The sequence below is a fragment of the Pauljensenia sp. 20925_1_34 genome (genome assembly GCF_041432775.1).
Lineage (GTDB): Bacteria > Actinomycetota > Actinomycetes > Actinomycetales > Actinomycetaceae > Pauljensenia.
The window spans coordinates 32,384-51,989 of record NZ_JAPWAG010000017.1; the positions used below are offsets into that span (position 1 = coordinate 32,384).

The 19,606-nt window shown below is 60.8% G+C and carries 19 protein-coding genes, 1 tRNA gene and 2 pseudogenes; 6 read left to right on the plus strand and 16 right to left on the minus strand.

Annotated elements, in window-relative coordinates; translation table 11 throughout:
* Positions 1 to 563 precede the first annotated feature (563 nt).
* The 3 genes from O3669_RS07485 to O3669_RS07495 all read left to right on the plus strand — a co-directional run bounded on the left by O3669_RS07485 (position 564) and on the right by O3669_RS07495 (position 1,599).
* A complete protein-coding gene (locus tag O3669_RS07485) occupies positions 564 to 902 on the plus strand; it encodes a glutaredoxin domain-containing protein (RefSeq protein ID WP_371524228.1) in 339 nt (112 codons plus the stop codon).
* A 68-nt stretch (positions 903 to 970) separates the two neighbouring features.
* On the plus strand, positions 971 to 1,420 hold the full coding sequence (locus O3669_RS07490) for a lytic transglycosylase domain-containing protein (RefSeq protein ID WP_295919125.1): 450 nt from the start codon (positions 971 to 973) through the stop codon (positions 1,418 to 1,420).
* Positions 1,336 to 1,599, plus strand: a complete 264-nt coding sequence (locus O3669_RS07495) for a recombinase family protein (RefSeq protein ID WP_371524229.1) — start codon at positions 1,336 to 1,338, stop codon at positions 1,597 to 1,599. The genes O3669_RS07490 and O3669_RS07495 overlap by 85 nt, the downstream gene beginning before the upstream one ends.
* 311 nt (positions 1,600 to 1,910) lie before the next feature.
* Here O3669_RS07495 and O3669_RS07500 read toward each other — a convergent pair whose 3' ends face one another.
* From O3669_RS07500 to O3669_RS07535, 8 genes and pseudogenes are all read right to left on the minus strand, one after another.
* The gene (locus O3669_RS07500) at positions 1,911 to 2,573 is read right to left on the minus strand and encodes a nucleotidyl transferase AbiEii/AbiGii toxin family protein (RefSeq protein WP_371524230.1); all 663 of its coding nucleotides are present in this window, start codon (positions 2,571 to 2,573) and stop codon (positions 1,911 to 1,913) included.
* The gene (locus O3669_RS07505) at positions 2,537 to 2,893 is read right to left on the minus strand and encodes a transcriptional regulator (RefSeq protein WP_371524231.1); all 357 of its coding nucleotides are present in this window, start codon (positions 2,891 to 2,893) and stop codon (positions 2,537 to 2,539) included. Before O3669_RS07505 ends, O3669_RS07500 begins: the two co-directional genes overlap by 37 nt.
* Positions 2,894 to 3,116: 223 nt before the next feature.
* Positions 3,117 to 3,194, minus strand: a pseudogene (locus O3669_RS07510) (transposase); the annotation flags it as partial.
* A 120-nt stretch (positions 3,195 to 3,314) separates the two neighbouring features.
* Positions 3,315 to 4,175 (minus strand): hypothetical protein, encoded by an 861-nt coding sequence (locus tag O3669_RS07515; RefSeq protein ID WP_371524232.1) that lies wholly within the window; start codon positions 4,173 to 4,175, stop codon positions 3,315 to 3,317.
* Positions 4,176 to 4,198: 23 nt separating this feature from the next.
* A complete protein-coding gene (locus O3669_RS07520; RefSeq protein WP_371524233.1) occupies positions 4,199 to 4,375 on the minus strand; it encodes a hypothetical protein in 177 nt (58 codons plus the stop codon).
* 14 nt (positions 4,376 to 4,389) lie between these two features.
* On the minus strand, positions 4,390 to 4,611 hold the full coding sequence (locus O3669_RS07525; RefSeq protein ID WP_371524234.1) for a hypothetical protein: 222 nt from the start codon (positions 4,609 to 4,611) through the stop codon (positions 4,390 to 4,392).
* Positions 4,612 to 5,054: 443 nt separating this feature from the next.
* Positions 5,055 to 6,244 (minus strand): annotated as a pseudogene (locus O3669_RS07530) (IS256 family transposase).
* A gap of 136 nt (positions 6,245 to 6,380) precedes the next feature.
* Positions 6,381 to 6,454: transfer RNA gene (locus O3669_RS07535), tRNA-Ile, on the minus strand.
* A gap of 140 nt (positions 6,455 to 6,594) precedes the next feature.
* On the opposite strand from O3669_RS07535, the gene O3669_RS07540 reads away from it, so the two are divergent.
* A complete protein-coding gene (locus O3669_RS07540; protein ID WP_371524235.1) occupies positions 6,595 to 8,337 on the plus strand; it encodes a pyruvate dehydrogenase in 1,743 nt (580 codons plus the stop codon).
* A 74-nt stretch (positions 8,338 to 8,411) separates the two neighbouring features.
* On the opposite strand, the gene O3669_RS07545 is transcribed toward O3669_RS07540, so the two are convergent.
* A complete protein-coding gene (locus tag O3669_RS07545; RefSeq protein ID WP_371524236.1) occupies positions 8,412 to 9,287 on the minus strand; it encodes a fructosamine kinase family protein in 876 nt (291 codons plus the stop codon).
* 198 nt (positions 9,288 to 9,485) lie between these two features.
* Between O3669_RS07545 and O3669_RS07550 the strand changes: the two genes are divergently transcribed.
* The gene (locus O3669_RS07550) at positions 9,486 to 11,489 is read left to right on the plus strand and encodes a DUF262 domain-containing protein (RefSeq protein ID WP_371524237.1); all 2,004 of its coding nucleotides are present in this window, start codon (positions 9,486 to 9,488) and stop codon (positions 11,487 to 11,489) included.
* A 1,595-nt stretch (positions 11,490 to 13,084) separates the two neighbouring features.
* Here O3669_RS07550 and O3669_RS07555 read toward each other — a convergent pair.
* From O3669_RS07555 to O3669_RS07580, 6 genes are all read right to left on the minus strand, one after another.
* Positions 13,085 to 14,143, minus strand: a complete 1,059-nt coding sequence (locus O3669_RS07555) for a hypothetical protein (RefSeq protein ID WP_371524238.1) — start codon at positions 14,141 to 14,143, stop codon at positions 13,085 to 13,087.
* Positions 14,133 to 15,200: a hypothetical protein gene (locus tag O3669_RS07560; RefSeq protein WP_371524239.1), complete on the minus strand. Its 1,068-nt coding sequence runs from the start codon at positions 15,198 to 15,200 to the stop codon at positions 14,133 to 14,135. The genes O3669_RS07555 and O3669_RS07560 overlap by 11 nt, the downstream gene beginning before the upstream one ends.
* Positions 15,184 to 16,131 (minus strand): DNA adenine methylase, encoded by a 948-nt coding sequence (locus tag O3669_RS07565; RefSeq protein WP_371524240.1) that lies wholly within the window; start codon positions 16,129 to 16,131, stop codon positions 15,184 to 15,186. Before O3669_RS07565 ends, O3669_RS07560 begins: the two co-directional genes overlap by 17 nt.
* Positions 16,128 to 17,642 (minus strand): hypothetical protein, encoded by a 1,515-nt coding sequence (locus O3669_RS07570; RefSeq protein WP_371524241.1) that lies wholly within the window; start codon positions 17,640 to 17,642, stop codon positions 16,128 to 16,130. Before O3669_RS07570 ends, O3669_RS07565 begins: the two co-directional genes overlap by 4 nt.
* Positions 17,635 to 17,868 carry a helix-turn-helix domain-containing protein gene (locus O3669_RS07575; protein ID WP_082160670.1) on the minus strand — a complete coding sequence of 78 codons (234 nt, stop codon included), beginning with the start codon at positions 17,866 to 17,868 and terminating at the stop codon, positions 17,635 to 17,637. The genes O3669_RS07570 and O3669_RS07575 overlap by 8 nt, the downstream gene beginning before the upstream one ends.
* A 136-nt stretch (positions 17,869 to 18,004) precedes the next feature.
* Positions 18,005 to 18,358: a hypothetical protein gene (locus tag O3669_RS07580; RefSeq protein WP_371524242.1), complete on the minus strand. Its 354-nt coding sequence runs from the start codon at positions 18,356 to 18,358 to the stop codon at positions 18,005 to 18,007.
* A gap of 233 nt (positions 18,359 to 18,591) precedes the next feature.
* Here O3669_RS07580 and O3669_RS07585 point away from each other — a divergent pair, with 233 nt between their 5' ends.
* Positions 18,592 to 18,996 carry a transposase gene (locus tag O3669_RS07585; protein WP_371524244.1) on the plus strand — a complete coding sequence of 135 codons (405 nt, stop codon included), beginning with the start codon at positions 18,592 to 18,594 and terminating at the stop codon, positions 18,994 to 18,996.
* On the opposite strand, the gene O3669_RS07590 is transcribed toward O3669_RS07585, so the two are convergent.
* On the minus strand, positions 18,993 to 19,606 hold a 614-nt coding region (locus O3669_RS07590; RefSeq protein ID WP_371524245.1), incomplete at its 5' end, for a transposase. The two genes, O3669_RS07585 and O3669_RS07590, sit on opposite strands and share 4 nt — an antisense overlap.

A 19,606-nucleotide genomic window follows, 5' to 3' on the forward strand; every position in this document is an offset into this window, starting at 1 on the left:
AGCGTGGGCGCAGGTATAAGCCGCTTGCCGCGGACAGGATCCCCAAGGGGCGACGGTAGGCTTAGTTTTCAAGCAAGGCAGTTGACGTGGCCCACACAGGTGGCTCCAACACCCCAAGTTGAACACCGGCAATGCCGGTATTTCCAGCACTGCCAGCAATGGGATGCAGCGTTAGTGCTGTTGATGTGTGTGCGTGAGAGAATTGGGGGGCCTCCGCGGCGTCAACCCCGGACCAGCAGTATTCCTGCCGGGGAGTTGACACCGACGAGAGGAGGTGACTGGGTGATGACGAAAGGCCATCGGCCGTCTCGAGTGAGGCGGCTGGGTCTGGATGGGAAGCAGAAAGCCCAGATCGCTGTAGCAGTGGTAACGACACTGCCGCAGCTGATCTGGGCGATTGCATTCCTGCTCAGCGCTCTCATCGGGCGCTGAGACCAGCCCGGATACCCGGGGAGTCGGACAGGTGACGCTGTTCGACTCCCCTTCAGTATGCCACATTGGCGTGGCCACGCGGAAGGGGGCGTGTGCGTTCACGCGGTTACGGGGAGGGGGAAGGAGGAGTTATGAACCCTACCCCAGATGCCCCGACGCTCACGATCTATACGACCCCCAATTGCCCGTCGTGTCATCTCACGCGCCAGGCGTTGGATCGCGCTGGTCTCACCTATGAGGTGATTGACCTCAGTGGGCGCCCGTATCTCGTTGAGCAGCTGCGCAGTGACGGGCTGTTGCAGGCACCGATCCTTGACGATGGCACGTCAAGGAGTGCGGGTTTTCGCCCTGATCGGATTCGCGCGATTGTTGATACCGCTACGCCGGCGCGCCTGACTGCTCGAGGAGCTCAGGTCCATGTGTCCGCTCCTGCGGCCAAGGCGCAGACTCATCGAGGCAGGGAACTCTGAAGAAGGGGCTGGGGTTCTCTATTGTCGCGCTTTTTGCGCTTCCTGGCGCGGCTCTGATGCCTCTTGCGATGCTCAGTGAGCCGAATGCGCCAGCTGGGAACGCTCGAGGTGGGAGCGGACGAGTGTCGGGGGTGCCTGAGGAATACCAGGATGTGGTGTGGCGCGCTGGCCAAGCGTGCGATGTCGTGTCACCGTCGCTGATCGCTGCACAGGCTGACCATGAGTCGGCACATACATGGGATCCACAGATTACGAGCTCGGCCGGGGTTCGAGGGATTGCTCAGTTCATGCCGGCCACGTGGGCCACCCATGGGCATGATGGGGATGGAGATGGGCGAGCTGACATTACCAACGGGGCTGATTCGATCTATTCGCAGGGCCTGTACATGTGCGAGCTCGCTCAGAACATTGACTCCTGGCTTGCCTCGAGCGTGTGGAGCATCTGCGTGAGGGTGTTGTTCTTGTTGTCCGTGCGTTGGATCGGTTGGCAGGCTCGAAGAGAATCGCTATCGAGGTAATTCGGGATCTGGGCAAGCGTGGGTTGCGGCTCCGCTCATTGACTGAGCCGTTCCTTGACGTGGATGCGTCCACGCCGATGGGTGAGGCGACTATTGGGATCATGGCCGTCTTGGCCCAACTGCGGATGTCGACGATCCGGGAGAATACGCGCAGGGGGGCTTGCGCATGCTCGAGCTGAGGGGCGTGTTGGCGGGCGTCGGCCGAGGGTGACTGGGGATCACTTGTAAGCGGCCGAAGCGATGTTTCGGGCGGGAATGACGCATGAGCAGATCGCATCGACCTTGGGGGCGCATCGGACGACGGTGACGCGCGCACTCGCCCGGCGCAGGCAGGAGCGCGAGCTCGGGGCACTTGGAGGGCGGGTCCCCGCCCGCGTTGCGGATGCACGGGGATTGGGCTGGGAGTGGTCGGTAGCAACGGGTGCGCGGCGCGCATGGGCGGCAGTGTCGGCGGAGGGATTGCTCGGAGAACGTCGCGCATTCCTCGGGGCTATTCGTTGCGATGATTGTCGATGTCGTCGGCCCAGGCGCGGAAACGCTGTTGGAGCGCGTGGAGCTGTGGGCCGTTAATGCCGTAGGCCGCAACTTGTGTCAGGCTGATGTCGCTTGCTCCGCGCAGACACTCTGCGAAGAATGCTTCGTCAAAGCCTGCATCGCGTTCCTGCAGGAGTTCGATGAGGCGCGCATCGGTGATTGTTCGGGTGGAGCGGATCGCATCGACGTCGAGGTAGTCGCGTGGGTAGCTCCTGGAGTACAGGGCGCTGAGTTTGTTGCCGACGGCGTCAGCAAGGTCAAGGACGGGCCCGATGTCGAGACGGACGGGTGTGTGGGCGCGCCAGTCGATGGCGAGATCAACGCTGAGTGGTGCCCCGTCTGGTGGAGTGACGGAGAGCTGGGCGAAAGAGGGGGTTGCGCGTTCGACGGTGACGTCGTAGTTGTGGGCAGCGAGGTGCTCAGTGAGGCTGTCTACTGCGTTGGGGAACCGCGTGGCGGCGTGCATGACCGTGAAGAGGTCAATGTCGTTGGTGGGGCGCTGCGTCATCCCGTGTTCACGGATTGCACCTGAGCCCGCGAGAGCGAAGTCCGCGTCTGCGAGGACCTCGAGCGCACATGCGATTAGCTGACGTTGCGACTGTTGTACAGAGAGAGCCATTTATTCCTCCCACACAGGACTGTGAAGCGATTTTCCCATGCGGCTGTGATCGCAAGGTCAAGGCGCAGTGTCGGCCATATGTCGGTGAGGATGTCGCGGTTGAGGTAGCGGCGTTGGTCTTCCACACTGCCCTCGCCGATAACGCATTGGTAGACCGTCGTTCGTTCGCCGGCGTCGTCGACGTTAAAGCAGCCATCTCCTGGTGCCCAACTCAAACGCACAGGGAGGTGCACGATGCCCGTGGATGGACCCGTGAGCTCATCGAGCGATGCGGGAACACAAAAGGGTTTTGTGTCGCGGTATGTGATGCGCCCACTCATGCCTCTCTCCTCTCGTGCTTGCGATCTGGCGACCCGCTCGCATGTCTAGCTTAGCGTGCGATGAAGCGGATGATGAGGATACGGCGGGTGGCAGCGCTTAGTCTGCCCCGCCGCATGTGTTCAGACGTTGGACTTCCAAGAGCAGAAGATAGCGCCAGGAGTCAGCGCCACTGCCGTTCCTGGTGACGGCTTTTGGATACTCCTGCTAGATAGCAGTGGGCGACCACTCTGGAAAGTAGGTGCCTGAGCGCAGCTTGGGGATCGCCACGTCAATGGTGCCGACCCTGGTGTCCAGGGGCCGGATGATCAGCGAACGCCACATGCACACGCACCACGCACACACCCACAGCCACCACAACAGCGACAAACACCCGTGCGGCACGCCTCCACAGTCGCCGACCACACGACACCAGGCTAGCCATCATGACGCCTGTCCCCACTCACCATTCTTATTCTGGAAGTAATGCACATTCTGAGAAAGAAACAATGTTCGAGACACAATCTGTCTCGCCTCATCAGTCACAGGACGCTGAATCAACACGGGAAGCTCCTTATCAAGATCTATGTTCCCGCTTGCATTCATCATCTGCTGATAGTTCGTCTGATCACGCGGATCCAGCAAATGCACCAGCCGCCACGACCCATCCACCACCTGAAGCTCGTAGGTACGCACAAGCCACCCAAACTCAACATGCGCATTCCCCACTGCCTCACCAACCGGGTTATCCACGGGCATTGCGACTCGAACAACAGCCGTCTTATAGTCAGAGTCAGGATCACACTTAATCACCTGCACAACCCCAGCCTCCACACGCGGAGACACAACAGGGTAGTTACCTTCACGATCTTTCCCGGAAAACATGTCACCGAAAAAATCTTCACCTACCGTTGATTGGAGCCTGAGGACACCCGGCACCACTCCAATCTCATCCAAGAAACTAAGCATCTCTTGTGAATTATTTGCAAGCATGACGTCTCGTCGTTCGGTGGAACCAAAGACTTTTTGGCTCCACTCTGCGCTGGCTTGGATGGCGCCTACACACGTTGCTGGGAATCGTGTACCTACTCCTTCAAAGCCGGGCGTCTGGCTCGTGGCGATGGCGCCGGTGCCCGCCACGACATCATCCATGGACGTATTCACCGGCGTCGACGGCGCAGACGACGCCGCGGGAGTGGGATCCCCACCCCTGCTGCCCCCTCTCGCCAGCACACCCACAAGCACACTGACAAGCAGGACATTCACCAAGACAAGACCAATCAGGAGTACCTTCTTCTTGTTCATCGCTCACCCACCCCCATTCTCTTTTAGGCGAACAAGCCCGCAGCAGCACCGAAAACCGTGGCGATACCACCCAGAGCCGCATACGCCTTATTACTGGCCACAGTCCCCCAGAACCCCACGTTAGGTGAGGTCTGCCCAAACGGATTCGTCACACCAGACTGAGCATCATCGATGGGGAACACAAACGGGTAGAGATTCATACCTCTTCTCCTAGCTACTTGTTGTTGATGGATCGATAGGTATCCATAATGGCCGCACCCAACCGGATGCCAGCAGCCCGCGTCGCGGGCGCAAGATCGCTGTAACGCGACATGTCACGCGCATCAATATGAGCGTCATAGGGAATGGGAACCGTGCGCGCACACGCGCCCTCCAACCACACCTGCCCCATATCACCCACACGACCAGTGGGCACCTGTTCAACCGTGGGAATCACTCTCTTCTATCCTTCCCTCGTTATGCAGGCAAGTCACGGCGGCCAGCCCTAACACCCACACCCTTATTAACCAACTATTAGATGGAGTGTTTTCCTTCAATCTATATGATTAACCGACGCCACGCCCCTCCTTTCACGTCTGCGTGCGCGCCCAAATTCTTTCACCCACCATACGCATCTACGCCCACCCCTTCACACGCGGCACCCATCATGAGACAACACGACACCACACAAGAGAAGAAAGAAGAAGGAGGGCCTGACACGAACGAATCGCGTCAGGTCCTTCCGTCCGTATCAGGTCAGATCAGAATCAACAGGCCCATCAGCAGCGGGAAGCTCAGGGACCGGAGAAGGCGCATACGACAACACCACACCCCCACGCACGAACGTCACGGGTCAAGTCCTGTGGAGTGGTGTAATCGTTTTGTGTCCTTCGGGTTGGGTTATGCGGTGAGTTTGAGTGTGGTGTCCTCCTGTTGGGTGGGTTGTGGTGTGAGTCGTGATGTGGTGAGGATGTCGAGGCTGAGGTAGCGTCAGCCTTCGGCCCATTCGTCGTTTTGTTCGGCGAGGACGGCTCCGACCAGGCCGATGATGGCTTGGCGGTTGGGGAAGATGCCTACGGTGTCGGTGCGTCGGCGGATTTCGCGGTTGAGGCGTTCATTGGGGTTGTTGGACCAGATCTGGGTCCATACCCCGGTGGGGAAGGACGTGAACGCGAGGATGTCTGCCCTGGCTTGATCGAGGTGATCCCAGGCGGCGGGGAGCTTGTCGTGGACGTAGTCCAAGAGCCGGTCGTATTGGGCGTTGACTGATGCGGCGTCGGACTGGTCGTACACCGAGTGCAGCATCGCTTTGACAGCGGGCCATAGCGCTTTGGGGGTGACTGACATGAGATGAGCGGCGTAGTGGGTGCGGCACCGTTGCCAGGCGGCTCCAGGCAGGTTCGCTGCGATGGCCTCAACCAGGCCCAGATGGGCGTCACTGGTCACCAGGCGCACGCCGGTGAGACCTCGGGCGACCAGGTCAGCGAAGAACTCCTTCCAGGCCGGGCCGGTCTCACTGGTGGATACGCGCACCCCCAGCACTTCGCAGTGTCCGTCATTGTTGACTCCGGTGGCAACCAGGACCGCGCACGAGACGACGCGCCCTCCTTCGCGCACCTTCATGGTCAGTGCCTCAGCGGCAACGAACGTGAAAGGCCCAGCGTCATCGAGGGGGCGATGACGGAACTCGTCCACATGTTCGTCCAGGTCGGGGGCCATACGTGAGACCTAAGACTTCGACAGTCCTGTGATCCCCAGGGTTTTGACAAGCTTGTCCATACGGCACGTAGACACTCCTGCTAGGTAGCAGTGGGCGACCACTCTGGAAAGTAGGTGCCTGAGCGCAGCTTGGGGATCGCCACGTCAATGGTGCCGACCCTGGTGTCCAGGGGCCGGTAGCGATACCCGTTGCGCCTGGTGTGACGCTGCGGGTCTTGTTGACCCCACTGGGCCCCGCACACCGTGTCAGCCTCCACTGAGAGCAGCGCGCTAATGACGTGCTGGAGCAGGGAACGCATCAAATCCGGGGATGCCTGGGATAACGCCTCGCCAAGCGAGCCAGCAGGGTCGATAAGATGAGGAGCGGTCATCGTTGTGCCTCCACATCATTTCGAGTCAGAAGTAGAGAGCTTTCTCGAAGGATCACACGGTGACCGCACCCATAACAAGCAACGAGCCGACCACCACACGGTGACACCACCATGTGGGACGCTACTGATACATCTGTGCCCCAAGTCGGGCTTGAACCGACGACCCACGGATTATGAGTCCGCTGCTCTGACCGACTGAGCTATTGGGGCGTGGCCATCTTAGCGGAGGAAGACGCTACCCTTCCACCGACACCCTCCCTGATCCGTAGGTCACGTCACAGCGACATAGGACCTTAGTCATGCCTATGGTGGTTTTACAAGGCCGCAGCCAATCAATTTAAGGAGATGGCATGAACGTAGCGGAACAGATCGTGAACCAGCTTGTCGATGCAGGGGTACACCGGATCTACGGCATTGTCGGCGATTCGCTCAACCCCATCGTCGACGCCGTGCGCAAAACCGGCGGCTCGACGAAGGGCGGCATCGACTGGATCCACGTGCGCCACGAGGAGGCGGCGGCGTTCGCTGCTTCGGCCGAGGCTCAGCTGACTGGCAAGCTCGCCGTGTGCGCGGGTTCATGCGGCCCGGGCAACCTGCACCTCATCAACGGCCTGTACGACGCGAACCGCACGGGCGCGCCTGTCCTGGCCATTGCCTCGCACATCCCGAGCGTCCAGATCGGCTCCACCTACTTCCAGGAGACTCACCCGGACCGCATTTTCGAGGAGTGCTCGGTCTACAACGAGCTCATTTCCTCCGCGGCGCAGTCGCCGCGCACGGTCAACTCGGCGATCCGCCACGCGGTCGGCTTGGGCGGCGTCTCGGTCATCACATTGCCCGGCGACATCTCTGACCTCAAGGCCGTTGAGCACGTTCCCACCTACGCGCCCGCGCGCCCCGCGACGCTTGCTCCCAACGCCACCGATATTGAAGAGGCCGCGGCGCTCTTGAACAAGGCCGACAAGGTCGCTATCTTCGCCGGCGCTGGTGTTGAGGGTGCCCACGACGAGGTCATCGCCCTGGCGGATGCGCTCAAGGCGCCGATCGGCCACTCGCTGCGCGGCAAGCACTTCATCCAGTATGACAACCCCTTCGACGTGGGCATGACGGGCCTTCTGGGCTACGGCGCAGCAGCTGAGGGCATGAACGACGCCGACGTGCTGATCCTGCTGGGCACCGACTTCCCCTACGACCAATTCCTGCCGTCCACCCCAACGATCCAGGTGGACACGCACGCAGAGAAGCTGGGCCGCCGCACGGACGTCGGCCTCGCGATCCACGCACAGGTCAAGCCCTTCATCGAGGCCCTGCTCCCCCACCTGCGCGCCGGCCGCACGGATTCCTTCCTGAAAGCCAAGATCAAGAAGCACTCGGAAATCATGCATGCACCCGTGGGTGCCTACACGCGCAACGTGGAGAAGATGCGTCCGATCCACCCCGAGTATGCTGCCCACCTCCTCAATGAGACGGCCGCGAAGGACGCGATTTTCACCGCGGACACGGGCATGTGCAACGTGTGGACCGCCCGCTACATTGATCCGCTCGGCACGCGCCGCCTCATCGGCTCCCTGCTGCACGGATCGATGGCGAACGCCCTGCCGATGGCCCTGGGCGCTCAGGTCGCCTACCCGAGTCGCCAGGTCGTGTCTGTGTCGGGCGACGGCGGGCTCTCGATGCTTCTCGGCGAGCTCATCACCGCGAAGATGTACGACCTGCCGGTCAAGGTGGTCGTCTTCAACAATTCGACGCTGGGCATGGTGAAGCTGGAGATGCTGGTCAACGGCCTGCCGGACTTCCAGACGGACGTCCCGGACACGAATTACGCGGACATTGCCCGCGCAATTGGTTTCCACGCGGAGCGCGTCGAGGACGCATCGCGCCTGGAGGGCGCCTACCGCGAGGCGTTCGCGGCGCCCGGCCCCGCCCTCGTTGAGGTCATCACGGACCCGAACGCCCTCTCGCTCCCGCCGGCCATCACGGGCGGCCAGGTCGTCGGTTTCGCGACCGCGATGAGCAAGATCGTCCTCAACCGCGGCATCGCTGAGGCTTTCTCGATGGCCACCTCCAACATGCGCAACATCCCGCGTCTGTAGGTCCCCCTCGGGAGGCCTTCCGGGGACGAGGCCGGGGCTGAGTCGCGCGACGCGGCCTGGCCCCGGCCTCGTGCTTAGGCGTACCGACGGGCGATTCTCACCGCGTCGGGCACGTAGGCGCGTCCGAAGACGGCGCAGTGGATCATCATGATGTGCGCCTGGTGCAGGGCGATGCGTTCGCGCCAGCCGTCCGCCAGGGGCGAGGCCTCGTCGTAGGCGGCCAGGATCCGCTCCAGGTGCGGGCAGCCGAAGACCGCGAGGGCCGCCAGGTCCTCCTCGGCGTGCCCGCCTTGGGCGGCGGGGTCGATGAGGACGGCGCTGCCCGGGGTCCACATGACGTTGCCGCTCCACAGGTCCCCGTGGGTGCGCGCCGCGCCGACGTTGTTGTGGCGGTTTTTCGCGTCTTCTACGAGGCGCGGCTGGTCGTGGTCGAATTCTCCGGATTCGAGGCGCTCGCAGAGCTTTTCGATGAGCGCACGCTCGGCGGCAGCGAAAACGCGTGAACTCACGTAGGGAGCGATGCGCTGATGCGCGTAGAACGCTCCCCACGACTCGCGAGAGGACGAGGCCGTGGCGCGCTCGCCCGGTCGCGCACGGTCGGGTCGCAGGCCGCCTTGACCAACCTCGGCGATCCCGCGAGCGCGCGGCCGCTCGGGTAAGGACAGTGGTGCCTCTCCCATCCAGCCCTCCCCCTCGAATCCGGGCGGGGGTGCCCCTAGGTGGCTGGCTCCGGCGGCGTGCGTGTGGGCGAGAGCACGGCCGAACTCCTCAGCCGCGCGAGGGGTTGGCGAGACGGACACCAGGCGCGGCTCCTCGAGCCACGTCGCGCCGTGATCAAGAACGGGCACGACGGCCGCGCCCGGGTCCGAGGCCTCGGCGAGCCATGCCAAGCCCGCGACCTCGTAGGCGATACGCCCGCGGCGGCTGTCCGTCTTTCTCATGGTCTCCATCGACGCTCCCCGTTCCGTGTCGTCGGCCCCGCGGGGGAACCGATCCTCCTACCCACCCATGCTATCGCCTGCCCCGCCACACACAGGGCGTGCGGAGGAGCGAGGGTGCCCAGGCCTCGTCCCGCTTAGACACATACCAAATAAACATCGTTATACTTCCGATTAGAGTAAAGTCCCCCGACGAGGATGTAGGCCTCCATGACCCTCACGACGACACAGAAGTCACTCGATACCCTGCTGACCGGCGACCGCCAGTACCAGATTCCAGACTTCCAGCGCCCCTACGTGTGGGAGGAGCCGCAGGCGATCGCGCTGGTCAACGACCTGCTCGGCGCGTGGCGCACGGACGACGGCGACTACTTCCTGGGCTCCGTGGTGCTCGTGTGTCACCCTAGCGGCGACGACGTCGACATTATCGACGGCCAGCAGCGCATGACGACGCTCTGCATCCTCCTGGCCCTGCTGCGTCACCTGGCGGGCACCGAGTCCGGCCTGCACGGGGACCTCAACAAGCGTCTGAGCGTCGCCGAATCGACGATCAAGGGGTTGGATGAGCGGCCGCGGCTGCTCGTGCGCGAATGTGATCGTGATTTCTTTGACACGTTTATTGTCGGCGACAATATCGACTCGCTGCTCGACGTCGATGCGAGTGCCCTGACCCCGGCGTCGGTGCGTCGCATCCACGACAACGCGCGGGCCATGCTCCAGGTGGTCGCCGACCCGGACGTTCTGTCGATCGACGAGATCCAGAATTTCGTCCAGTACCTGATGCTGCAGGTCTCCCTCATCGAGGTGTCCACCGACTCCTACCAGGCCGCGCACCGTATCTTCTCGGTGCTGAACACGCGCGGTGTCCCCCTGTCGGCGGCCGACATCTTTAAGGCGCGCGTGCTCTCCCACGTCGACGCCGACGCCCGCCCCCGCTACGCGAGCCTGTGGGAGCAGAGCATCGATTCCCTTGGCACGGAGAACCCGGACGCGTTCTTCGGGCATCTGCTCACCCTCGTCCTGCGTTCCCCCGCCAAGCGCGCCCTCATTGACGCGTTCGGCGAGCAGGTCCTCACGCCGTTCTTCGAGTCCAAGAGCGGCGAGCAATTCATTGACGAGGTCGTGGTTCCCAACGCTCGCGCGTACTCTCTGGCAACGCTGGAGCCTCTCGTCGGGCACCCGGCGGCCACGCCCTTGCAGCTGCTGCGCCTGTACGAGTCCTCCGACTGGAAGCCGGCGGCCATGGCGATTCTGAGCGCGGATCGCTCGGACGAGGAGACTGTGTCGCTGCTGACGTCGCTCGAGCGCGTGTATGGCACTGCTGTCGCCGCGCGGATCGTCCCGGGCTCGCGGGCCCTCATCGTCACCCAGTTCATCGCTGCCCTCGAGGACGGGGAGCCGACCGACGCCGCGTGCGCCGTCTCCGACGACATTCGCCATCGGGCGGCCGCGACAATCTCCCGGCCACTACCCCAGTCCACGATCCGCAAGGTCCTGCTGTACCACGCGATGGTCGCCGAGCAGGAGGCCTTCCCCACGCGGCTGCCGCGCAGCCTGGGCGTCCTGTCGGGGCTCCCGGCGGCTCCGATTCGCGGCATCGGCTCCGACGTTGACCTGCGCGCGTGGAACAGGCGACTGGGCGGCCTTGTTCTGACGACCATCAAGTCGCGCACCGTCAACCAGGCGCCCGACTGGGACACCGTGGCTCGCGCGCTCCACGAGGTACCCACGGTCGGCGCCTTCACCGTCGGCACGCTTCCCTCCGACGGGGGCGAGATCAGCGCCTCCGCCCTGGAAGGCCGCCAGACCTACCTGACGCGCATGATCCTGGACTACTGGAACATTCGCCGGGACTCCGACGGGGTGGACCTGTCTCGCCTGTCCAGCTCCGAGCTGGAGGCGGCGGTCGATAAGCGCTCGGCCGCACGCGGGCGCCAGGTGCGCCTCGCCGACGTCGTCGCGACCGGCATTATCTCTCCCGGCGACACGTTCGTGTGGCGTCGGCGCAACCTCGGCAACGTCTACGTCGTGACCATCTCTCCCGAGGGCACGATCGTGCTGCCCGACGGCCAGGAAGTGTCCTCCCCGTCGGCGGCCGTTAGCGCCCTAACCGGCAATGGCTCCGCCGCAGCTCTTGACGTCTTCGTGCGCGAGTCCGACGGTAAGAAGCTGCGCGCTCTGTGGGACAAATACAGGAGCCGGTTCGGGGCGTAGCCGCTGCTCGGCGGCACCCGCTAGGAGGTGCCAGAGGTCTTCCATGTGGACTTGCTATGGGGCCGCCCGCGCGTCGCGCGGGCGGCCCCAACAGATTTGCCGCACCTGCGGCGCTCTCTCCCTGACACCACCACTAGAACCTAGAGAAATAGGGGGTCGATGCATCTAGTGGTGAGAGTGCACGACGGGGAGAACTACTGAGGACTTCCGCCTCACACGCGAACAACACGCCGTAACAGCTGCCGATGTGCCCAAAGTGCAGACAACCTCGCCCACAACAGCCCATTTTCAGCGTTTTTCAGCGAGGTGGTCTGCAGTTTGGGCGCCAGTCCTCGTGACTCGTAGCTTGCACACCGTTGATCGGGGGGAATTGCATCATTAGAGATCCGACACGCCGGCGACACACCTCCAGTCAGCTTCTAATGCTGCAAAACCCCCACGACCGACGGCGCAGCGAGCGCACGAGGACCACACCTGGGCTCATGCGGATAGGTTGTCCTGATGCGGATAGGTTATCGGCACGCGGATAGGTTAATAAGCTATCCGCATGCTCATAACCTATCCATACCGCAATAACCTATCCGCGTACGCGTCCGGTTTCGTCGGCATGGAGGGCGGCAATGCACGGGACGGGACGGCCGCAGTGCCGCTGGGTGTTTCTGGTCCTGGTTACGGCGCCGAAGGCGGCGGCAAAACTCGCCCTGCGCGAGCCGCGCGATGCCACTTCCGGTACAAAACTCGCCCTGCACACTCGAAATGGCCCGTTTTGGCGCGTTTTGCGCGTGCAGGGCGAACTTTGTACCGCTGTGGCCAACAACAAGCCAAGCAGGGCGAACTTTGTACCGCATACGAGGTGGACACGAAGCCAGTCGACACAACCACACACCAAGCGCCACTGGTGTGGAGGACGCCGGAGGGACCGGAGGGCACGGCCTCGGTGCCGGTGGGTGGCGGCAGGGCCAGGGCGGGTACATCAGCGACACAGTATCGCAGGCACCGCACGAACGCGCCCAGGCAAACAAAAAACCGACATCCGTAATCGGATGTCGGCCTGTGGTGGAGGTAGCGCGATAGTGTTCGAACCTTGCCCCAGCGCTGCAGCGTGCGGCCTGTGAACAGCAAGGAATCCGACGTCGTACCAGGTCAGCGATGAGTTCCACGCCCCGTACAGCTCCTCAGCCCTGTCCCACGGTTGACGGACGCGATGCTGGACGAGGCCCAGGGTCGATACGAGGCAAACACTACCCTGCAACTGATCGCAAACGACCTCGGTGTGAGCCGTCAACGCCTTGCCGTTCGGTTGCGGGAGCGCGGGGTCGCGATCCGGGGCGAGGGACCTTCACGTGAGCAGGTGCTGGAGATGGTTCGCCGGTATAGCCAAGGGGAGTCGCTGGCGAAGGTCGGCACCCGGCTCGGTTTCAGCGGCGGAACAGTCCGGGCCTACCTGATCCGAGCAGGTGTCCCCATTCGCGACGCGCAGGGACGTTCACGGTAGGGAATGGGTACGGGCAACTACACGTTAGTCGGCAGGGCCCATGCCAACCTTGGGCCCTGCGCGTTCCACCGGTCTTACCTCACGCTTTTCCGAGCAGCGATCAGGTTCCAACTCCGGCCGCATATGCAAGAGCCCCCATCGCCCAGGAGCTAACATCAGCGGAGTAGCTCGCGTACTCGCCGTCGTCGTACCGTCCACTGACCTTCGAGGCGGCCATAAGCTCTGTGAGGCGGAGACGGTCTATCACCACTCCAAAGTCCATTTCGCGTACACGTGCTGTAGCGAGTGCCTCGGCGCGGAAGTCGTATGATTCTGACTCTTGGAGCTTATGGTGTTGCAGTACGGGGATGAACAGCAGTTCGATGTGGTGATAAGACGGCGACTTCGCGAACCAGGGAATAAAGTGCCCCTTGACATAAGCGCCAATTGGTTTGTCTTCCCAATTTCGACCTGACGCAACTTGACCATACGCGACGATAGCGCCCGGTTGGCCATCCCTGAATGAACGCCAAGCGACGATGTCTACAGTGCCGTCATTGGCGTTTCGCGAAAGACCGGCCGGGCGTTCTACGGGTGCCTCACCCAGCCCCATTGCTTCTACAAGGTTCTGAACCGCGGTAAGCATGTTTGAGTGATCGGGTCTCGGATAGCCGAACCAATAAGCGCTCCCGCCGAGGATCTCGGCCGCAGTAAGGTATGACACAATCTGCATGATCTTCGCACTACGGATGAAGAGAGTGTGCCGCGACGAAAGAGGCAGCAGCTCGGAGTGCATTGCTGCGATGAGGAGGCAACAGACATAGGTTCCGTGGGCGGCTTCTTCTGAGTCATCTGTTGCATCTCGTCGTCCGAGAATCCAACTGCCATACTCGAAAGTGATCTCGAACGGGTACAGGGAACCAAGGGTTGACTGTCGGTATGTAAGTTCCTCGTTCACCCGTTGCGACAGCTCGTCAGCAGCGGGTTCGAGAATCTCTTCATCCACGGGCTCCAAGTCGAGGTTCGACAAGACATCACCATGTTCGGGATCTGATTGAACAGCCTGGCTCCGAAGAAGCTGCTGCTCTGCAATAGGCCCATCCGAGAGCAGCACTTGGAGTTCTACCCAGTCGGCAAGAACGGCACGCGTTGAGCTGTCGAGCGGTGCACTAACTCTCATCGGGACCTGCGTAGTCAGTATGTGCCTTCTTCATAGCCTGGACGATCGAATCCATGGCGCGAAGAACTGATTGTGCATCATCTAACAATTCTGAATTTGGGTCGTAGCGGCCGATCATGCCCGAGACTTCCTCTGATGCAGTGACAAGCTTATAAAACGACTTCTCAAACGCCCGACCTCGGTCCTCGACGAGATCGAAGGCTCTATCGAGATCCCGCGTGGTGGACAGAACGCGCGTTGCTCGGTCATTTCCAAGGACGTTCACCAGGTGTCCCAGATCGGGGTTCTGACTACGGATCACTGCCGAATCATCGCCCTGCCCGTAGAGCCACGACAAGAGGTGCCGAAGGTTTGCCCTGTTATCCCGTGGAACGGGGTTTGCTGGGAGCACTGTATTGTCGTTCTCCGGGAGACCAATGAACTTCCGCACGTTCGCGGTTGAAAGCGCGGTATAGAGGTGTGAAAAATAGAAAGACTTCTTGGTGCGCTCCTCCTTGTTGAAGAGCTTCGCGTCCTCGGCTTGTTCGAGAACTACGACGCCGTTCACCAGTCGACTAATTGTGTTGTGCCCGTCTCCCAGCCTGCGACTAACTTCATCAATGTTATCACCGTCTTTGAGCCACTCGTATGCGAATCGTGCTTTGGCGTACGAGTCCCACTTAAATGCCCCATTGACATGCTTGAACCCTATGAAGTCACGAGCTTGTTTGCGCGATTCCACATAATTGACCTGGATTTCATCTGGGATCGCCCGTTCGTGCAGAGGGCTAGGCACGGCTACCTTGAGTTGCTGTTGAAGCTCTGGATTCGCCAGAATCCGAAGAGCCGCCAGGCGACGATTGCCTTCGATGACGGTATTCGTTGGCTCTTCCACGATGAGAGGTTCAAAATCGAGCCACCCAGAGTTACCGATTGACTGGATTAGTTCGCCAAGGTCTGCCTGCAAATACAGATATCGGAGCGCCTCTTCTTGGGTTTCGAATGTCGCGTCGGGAATTCGCGGGTTGATCAGGTCTAGCTTGAGTTGGCCAGGACTTACGTTAGCTAACCGCGGCATGTTCTACCTCCTTAGAGACCAATTTAGAAGCCCTCGTCTCGGTGAGTTCTCCGTGTTCGATGTCAATGCTCTCAGGGATTTTCAGTGAATCGGAGAACACCATGATTTCCTGCGCTTTCACAACCCTATGCGCCGAATAGTTCAATGAGAAGAGCCTGCTCCGCCGCCCACCATATAGCTCCTGAACCCGGGGAACATTATCGTATGTGAGAACCCAACGTGCGACGTCAACCTCATTCAGACACTTAGCCAGCTCTTCATGGTCGCTAGCGTCAAATGCGTTCATATAGAGCGACCCGGCTTTTTCAAAGTATGGCGGATCAGCGTAAATAAACGCGCTTTCTTCATCAGCGTAGTGCTTGATAACGTCTCTTCCATCAAGGTTGGTCACCAAAATCCGACTGGCATGAAGGCCGATCAGTCGGATGCGCTCCACCAGTGTTGCCCGGTTGAACCTAGCATCGATCTTGTAGTTGCCAGTCTGGTCTTTGCCCCCGATTGGTCCCCCGTTGAGAACACCGGAGCGGTTGGTGCGGTTCAAGTAGAAGGTTGCGAAGCCAAGCGACAGCAGCTCGTCGCGAGGACTGTTGTCGTAGATATCGCGTTGCCTCTCCCACTCCTCCACCGTTAGGTCAACGGTGCGCACAAGCTCGCTGAACGCTTGGGGTTCATCAACGACGGCGCGCCAGAACGCATACACGGCGGGGTCCAGATCATTGATTGCGATGTTTGAGACCTGACCTGAAACGAGGAGACCAAGTGCGGCGCCAGCGCCGCCAGCGTATGGCTCGACGTAGGTGCTTGACGTCAGATCGTTGTCCCTGATGATCTGACGGAGACGAGAGTACAGGAGCCCCTTGCCACCGGGATACCGGAGTGGCGATACAGTTACACGCCGCGGAGTTCTTGGGGATGTTCTCGCCGGACTCATGGTTTAAGTACCGCCTTCATGATTCCTTCAATTGTCGCCCAAGTCTCACGAACGTCATCAGCTGTCGCGAAAACTTGATGGTTATGGTTCGTCGCGTCTAGGTGTTCTTTGGACCCAACGAAACCATACCGTCCACTCAAGTTCCTGACTATCTGGACGGACTGAATATATGCAGTTTTCCCAGTAGTGCGGAAGTGGTTTTCGAGCCAGACGAGGCAGTTCGAAAGGAAAACAAACCCTCTTTCATTCGACCCCTTACGAATGTCTTCACCAAGGATTTCAGCATATGCCTTGATGGTCTTTTCCAAAAATGTTCGAAGTAAATCCTGAGTTGCATTCGGGAATCTTTGGATATTGATAGCTGAAAGTTCTTTAACGATTTCGTGGATTGACGCCGGAAATTCCGCAGGGACAACGAGATTATCCAGGTTCAAGTAGTTCCGCTTCTTAGGGAACGGCTTTGCCCTGTCCTTTCCAGCATCCGATGTGGCATAGCGCTCTTGTTTTGAAACCTTGCCTGGATGCTGCCCAGCTCCGTGGCTACTCTCGGCGTGGGCACCTGGACCCCGAGCGCCCGCAGGGCTTCCAGAGTGTCCTGCTCCAGCGGCCCCATTGCCGGCGGGCTCCGCCCCCTCGGTGATGCGCTCATTGAGGAGGTCTCGGAGTTCGTCCATGTATTCGACATAGCGGTCGCTAGATGCCTTGTTTAGCGATCGAGTGTTGATTTTTCCGTCGCGAATGTCACAGACAATCTTGGTCGCGACCCGCTTGAAAGTGACGTCATTTAGAGCAAGGGAAACCTCACCAGTTCCAGCCTCGACCCGAATGCCCACAAGTTCAAGGAACTTATCGTTCTCATAGAGGCGGGCAAGAGTTGAAACCGGAAAGCGGCGCTTGCGTGCGTAGTCACCGAGAGAAGGATCGTCGTAGGTCACTTGACGGAACAACTCAAGAATCCTGCTGCGTGTGATGAACTTCCTGACGTCAACGGTGGGATACTGGTCGATCAGTTGATCCGGAGTCTTGCCAGCATCCAGCTGGGCTTGAAAAAATGCAGCCTGACGCGCAGGAGTCCATGCGACACGCTGATTCCCGGTGTGCAGGGCAGCAACGAGCTGGTCTGCATCGCCCTGCGATGGTGCCTTCTTAACCGTGATGCGTCGAACTGCATCACGGTTAGGCAGAAGTTGAGCGAATTTGCTAATACGTGCCTGATGATCGGGCGCAAGATACGGGTTCTGAATGGCCTTCAGGGCTGCGACTCGGCGGTTTCCTTCGACAACTATCAACAGCCCATCACGCTCTACAACGATGGGGACCTCGTGGGTCAAGAGCCCGACCTTCGCAATTCCCTCGACCAAGTTCAGGGCTTTTTCGTTGGTGAAAAGGTCTTGGATGATGTCAGACTCCGGCACCCCATCTGGAATGTCGAGCCGAACATTCCGGGGGTCGAGATGGAGGTCGTTGACAACATCAACCACAACCTCATCCCACGTGGACATATCAATCATCAAGGCCCCCTCCCAACTCCGTAATGCCACCAGATTCAGGCCCCACCTTGTCTGCGGAGCCGCCTCGAACCAGCTCTAGGACGTCGCTTCGCAGGAAGCGCCATGCCCGTCCGACCTTGTCTCCTGACAGTGTTCCTTCGCGCGCCAACGACAGAACAGTCTTGGTACTTACACGCAGCAGAGCAGCATCTTCGTCGGTAGTCAGAACTTCGTGTTCTTCCGGCATCTTCCTGCACCCTCCTCTTACGGCCTTCAACGTCACGATACCAGCAGACCGTCGTGCTGTGGCCCGGACAGGCTGAAGTCGGCGGTGTCGTCTGATCGTCCCAGCGCATCGATGCACCCTGGGGGTAGGTGCTTGCTCACGGTCGTTCGCTAGTACGACCCGAGTAAGTCGGCGACCGACGGTGTTGGCTCACCAAGTCGGTTGTAGATGCGGCCGGATGTTGGACCTCACCGGCAGCATCCGCGACGGACTCTCCTCGCGCGAGGGCACAGAGGGCTCTCGTACGTGCGGTATCTTCCTGGTGGCGGGATCGGGCGAGCCAGATGAGGCTGGCGGGGCCGAGGACGAGCATCTTGAACGCGTCCCAGATGCAGATCGCGGCGATGACGTAGAGCCAGCCGGACCAGCCTTGGTCAATCAGTCCGGTGTAAGTGGCGGCGATCAGGAGGTATGGGACGGCGAGGAGCATCGCGAGGAGTCCGTACTTCATGCCGCGGCGAGTGCGGACCTTGCGGACGATGATGTTGCTGGGCCGAAGCGTTGCAGGGCTCCGTGGCCTGCGGTGCTGATAGCAAGTCCGATGCGGAACATGGCGGTGTCCTCCTGTCGTTCTCAGTGGGCAGAGCACCTGTGGAGGACGTTCCAGGAGTCTCGTCCTGGACGGTGAACTGCCTCCCGTTTCTTGGACATCGAAATTGAAGTCCAGGGAATGGGAGGCTTTTCGTGTCTGTGGATCTGCGTGTGAGGCATGATCGTTTGCTTCGGGAGCAGGCGGTGGAGTTGTTTGAGAGGGGGTTCGGCTATGGTTTGACCGCCAAGAGGCTGGGTGTGCCTGCTGAAGCCGTGCGACACTGGCAGAAGACGTACCGCGCAATTGGGAAGGACGGTTTTCTTGCCATGGGAGTGAAGCAGGCCAGATACGACTATGAGACCAAGGTCGCCGCAGCGAGCGCCGTGGCTGATGGTGGGATGAGTAAAACTGAGGCGATGGTGCGCTTTGGTATTGCGAGCGCGACACCGCTGAAGAATTGGTGCAGGCTGTACCGTGAGGGCGGCGCGCAGGCCCTCAAGCCCAAGCCCAAAGGCAGGCCGAAGGAGCCTGTCAATTTTTCTGTGTATGGGGGTTAGAGGTAGGGGGTGATTCGGTCGGGGTAGGCGGTGGTGAGCCCCGCGAGGGCTTGTTTCCAGTTGGTGGTGGTGTGTCCTTGGATGAGGCGGGTGTGTCCTGTTCGTTTGTTGGGGGGTTTGCCAGCGTCTGTGAGGCGCTGGGCGGCGCGTTTGTCTTCGATGTTGCAAATTCCCAGCCACAAGAGTTTGACGGCGGCTTCTTCGCTGGGGAAATGCCCGCGGTTCTTGGTGATTTTACGCAGCTGGTAGTTCAACGATTCGATAGCGTTGGTGGTGTACACAACGCGGCGCAACATGGGCGGGAACGCCAAGAACGGCGTGAAGCGCTGCCAGGCGCGCTGCCAGGTCAGGGCCGTTTGGGGGTAGCGCGCTCCCAGGTCGCTGGCCGCAAACTCTTCGAGCGCCTCTCGGGCGGTTTCCTCATTGGGCGCGCTGTAGATCCGCTTGAGAGCGGCGGCGACGCTCTTGCGGTCCTTGTAGGACACGAAACGCATGGACGCGCGGATTAAGTGAACGACGCAGGTTTGGACCATGGACTGGGGCCAGGTCGCTTCGATGGCTTCGGGCAGGCCAGTCAACCCGTCGCAGCACACGATCAGGACATCGCGTA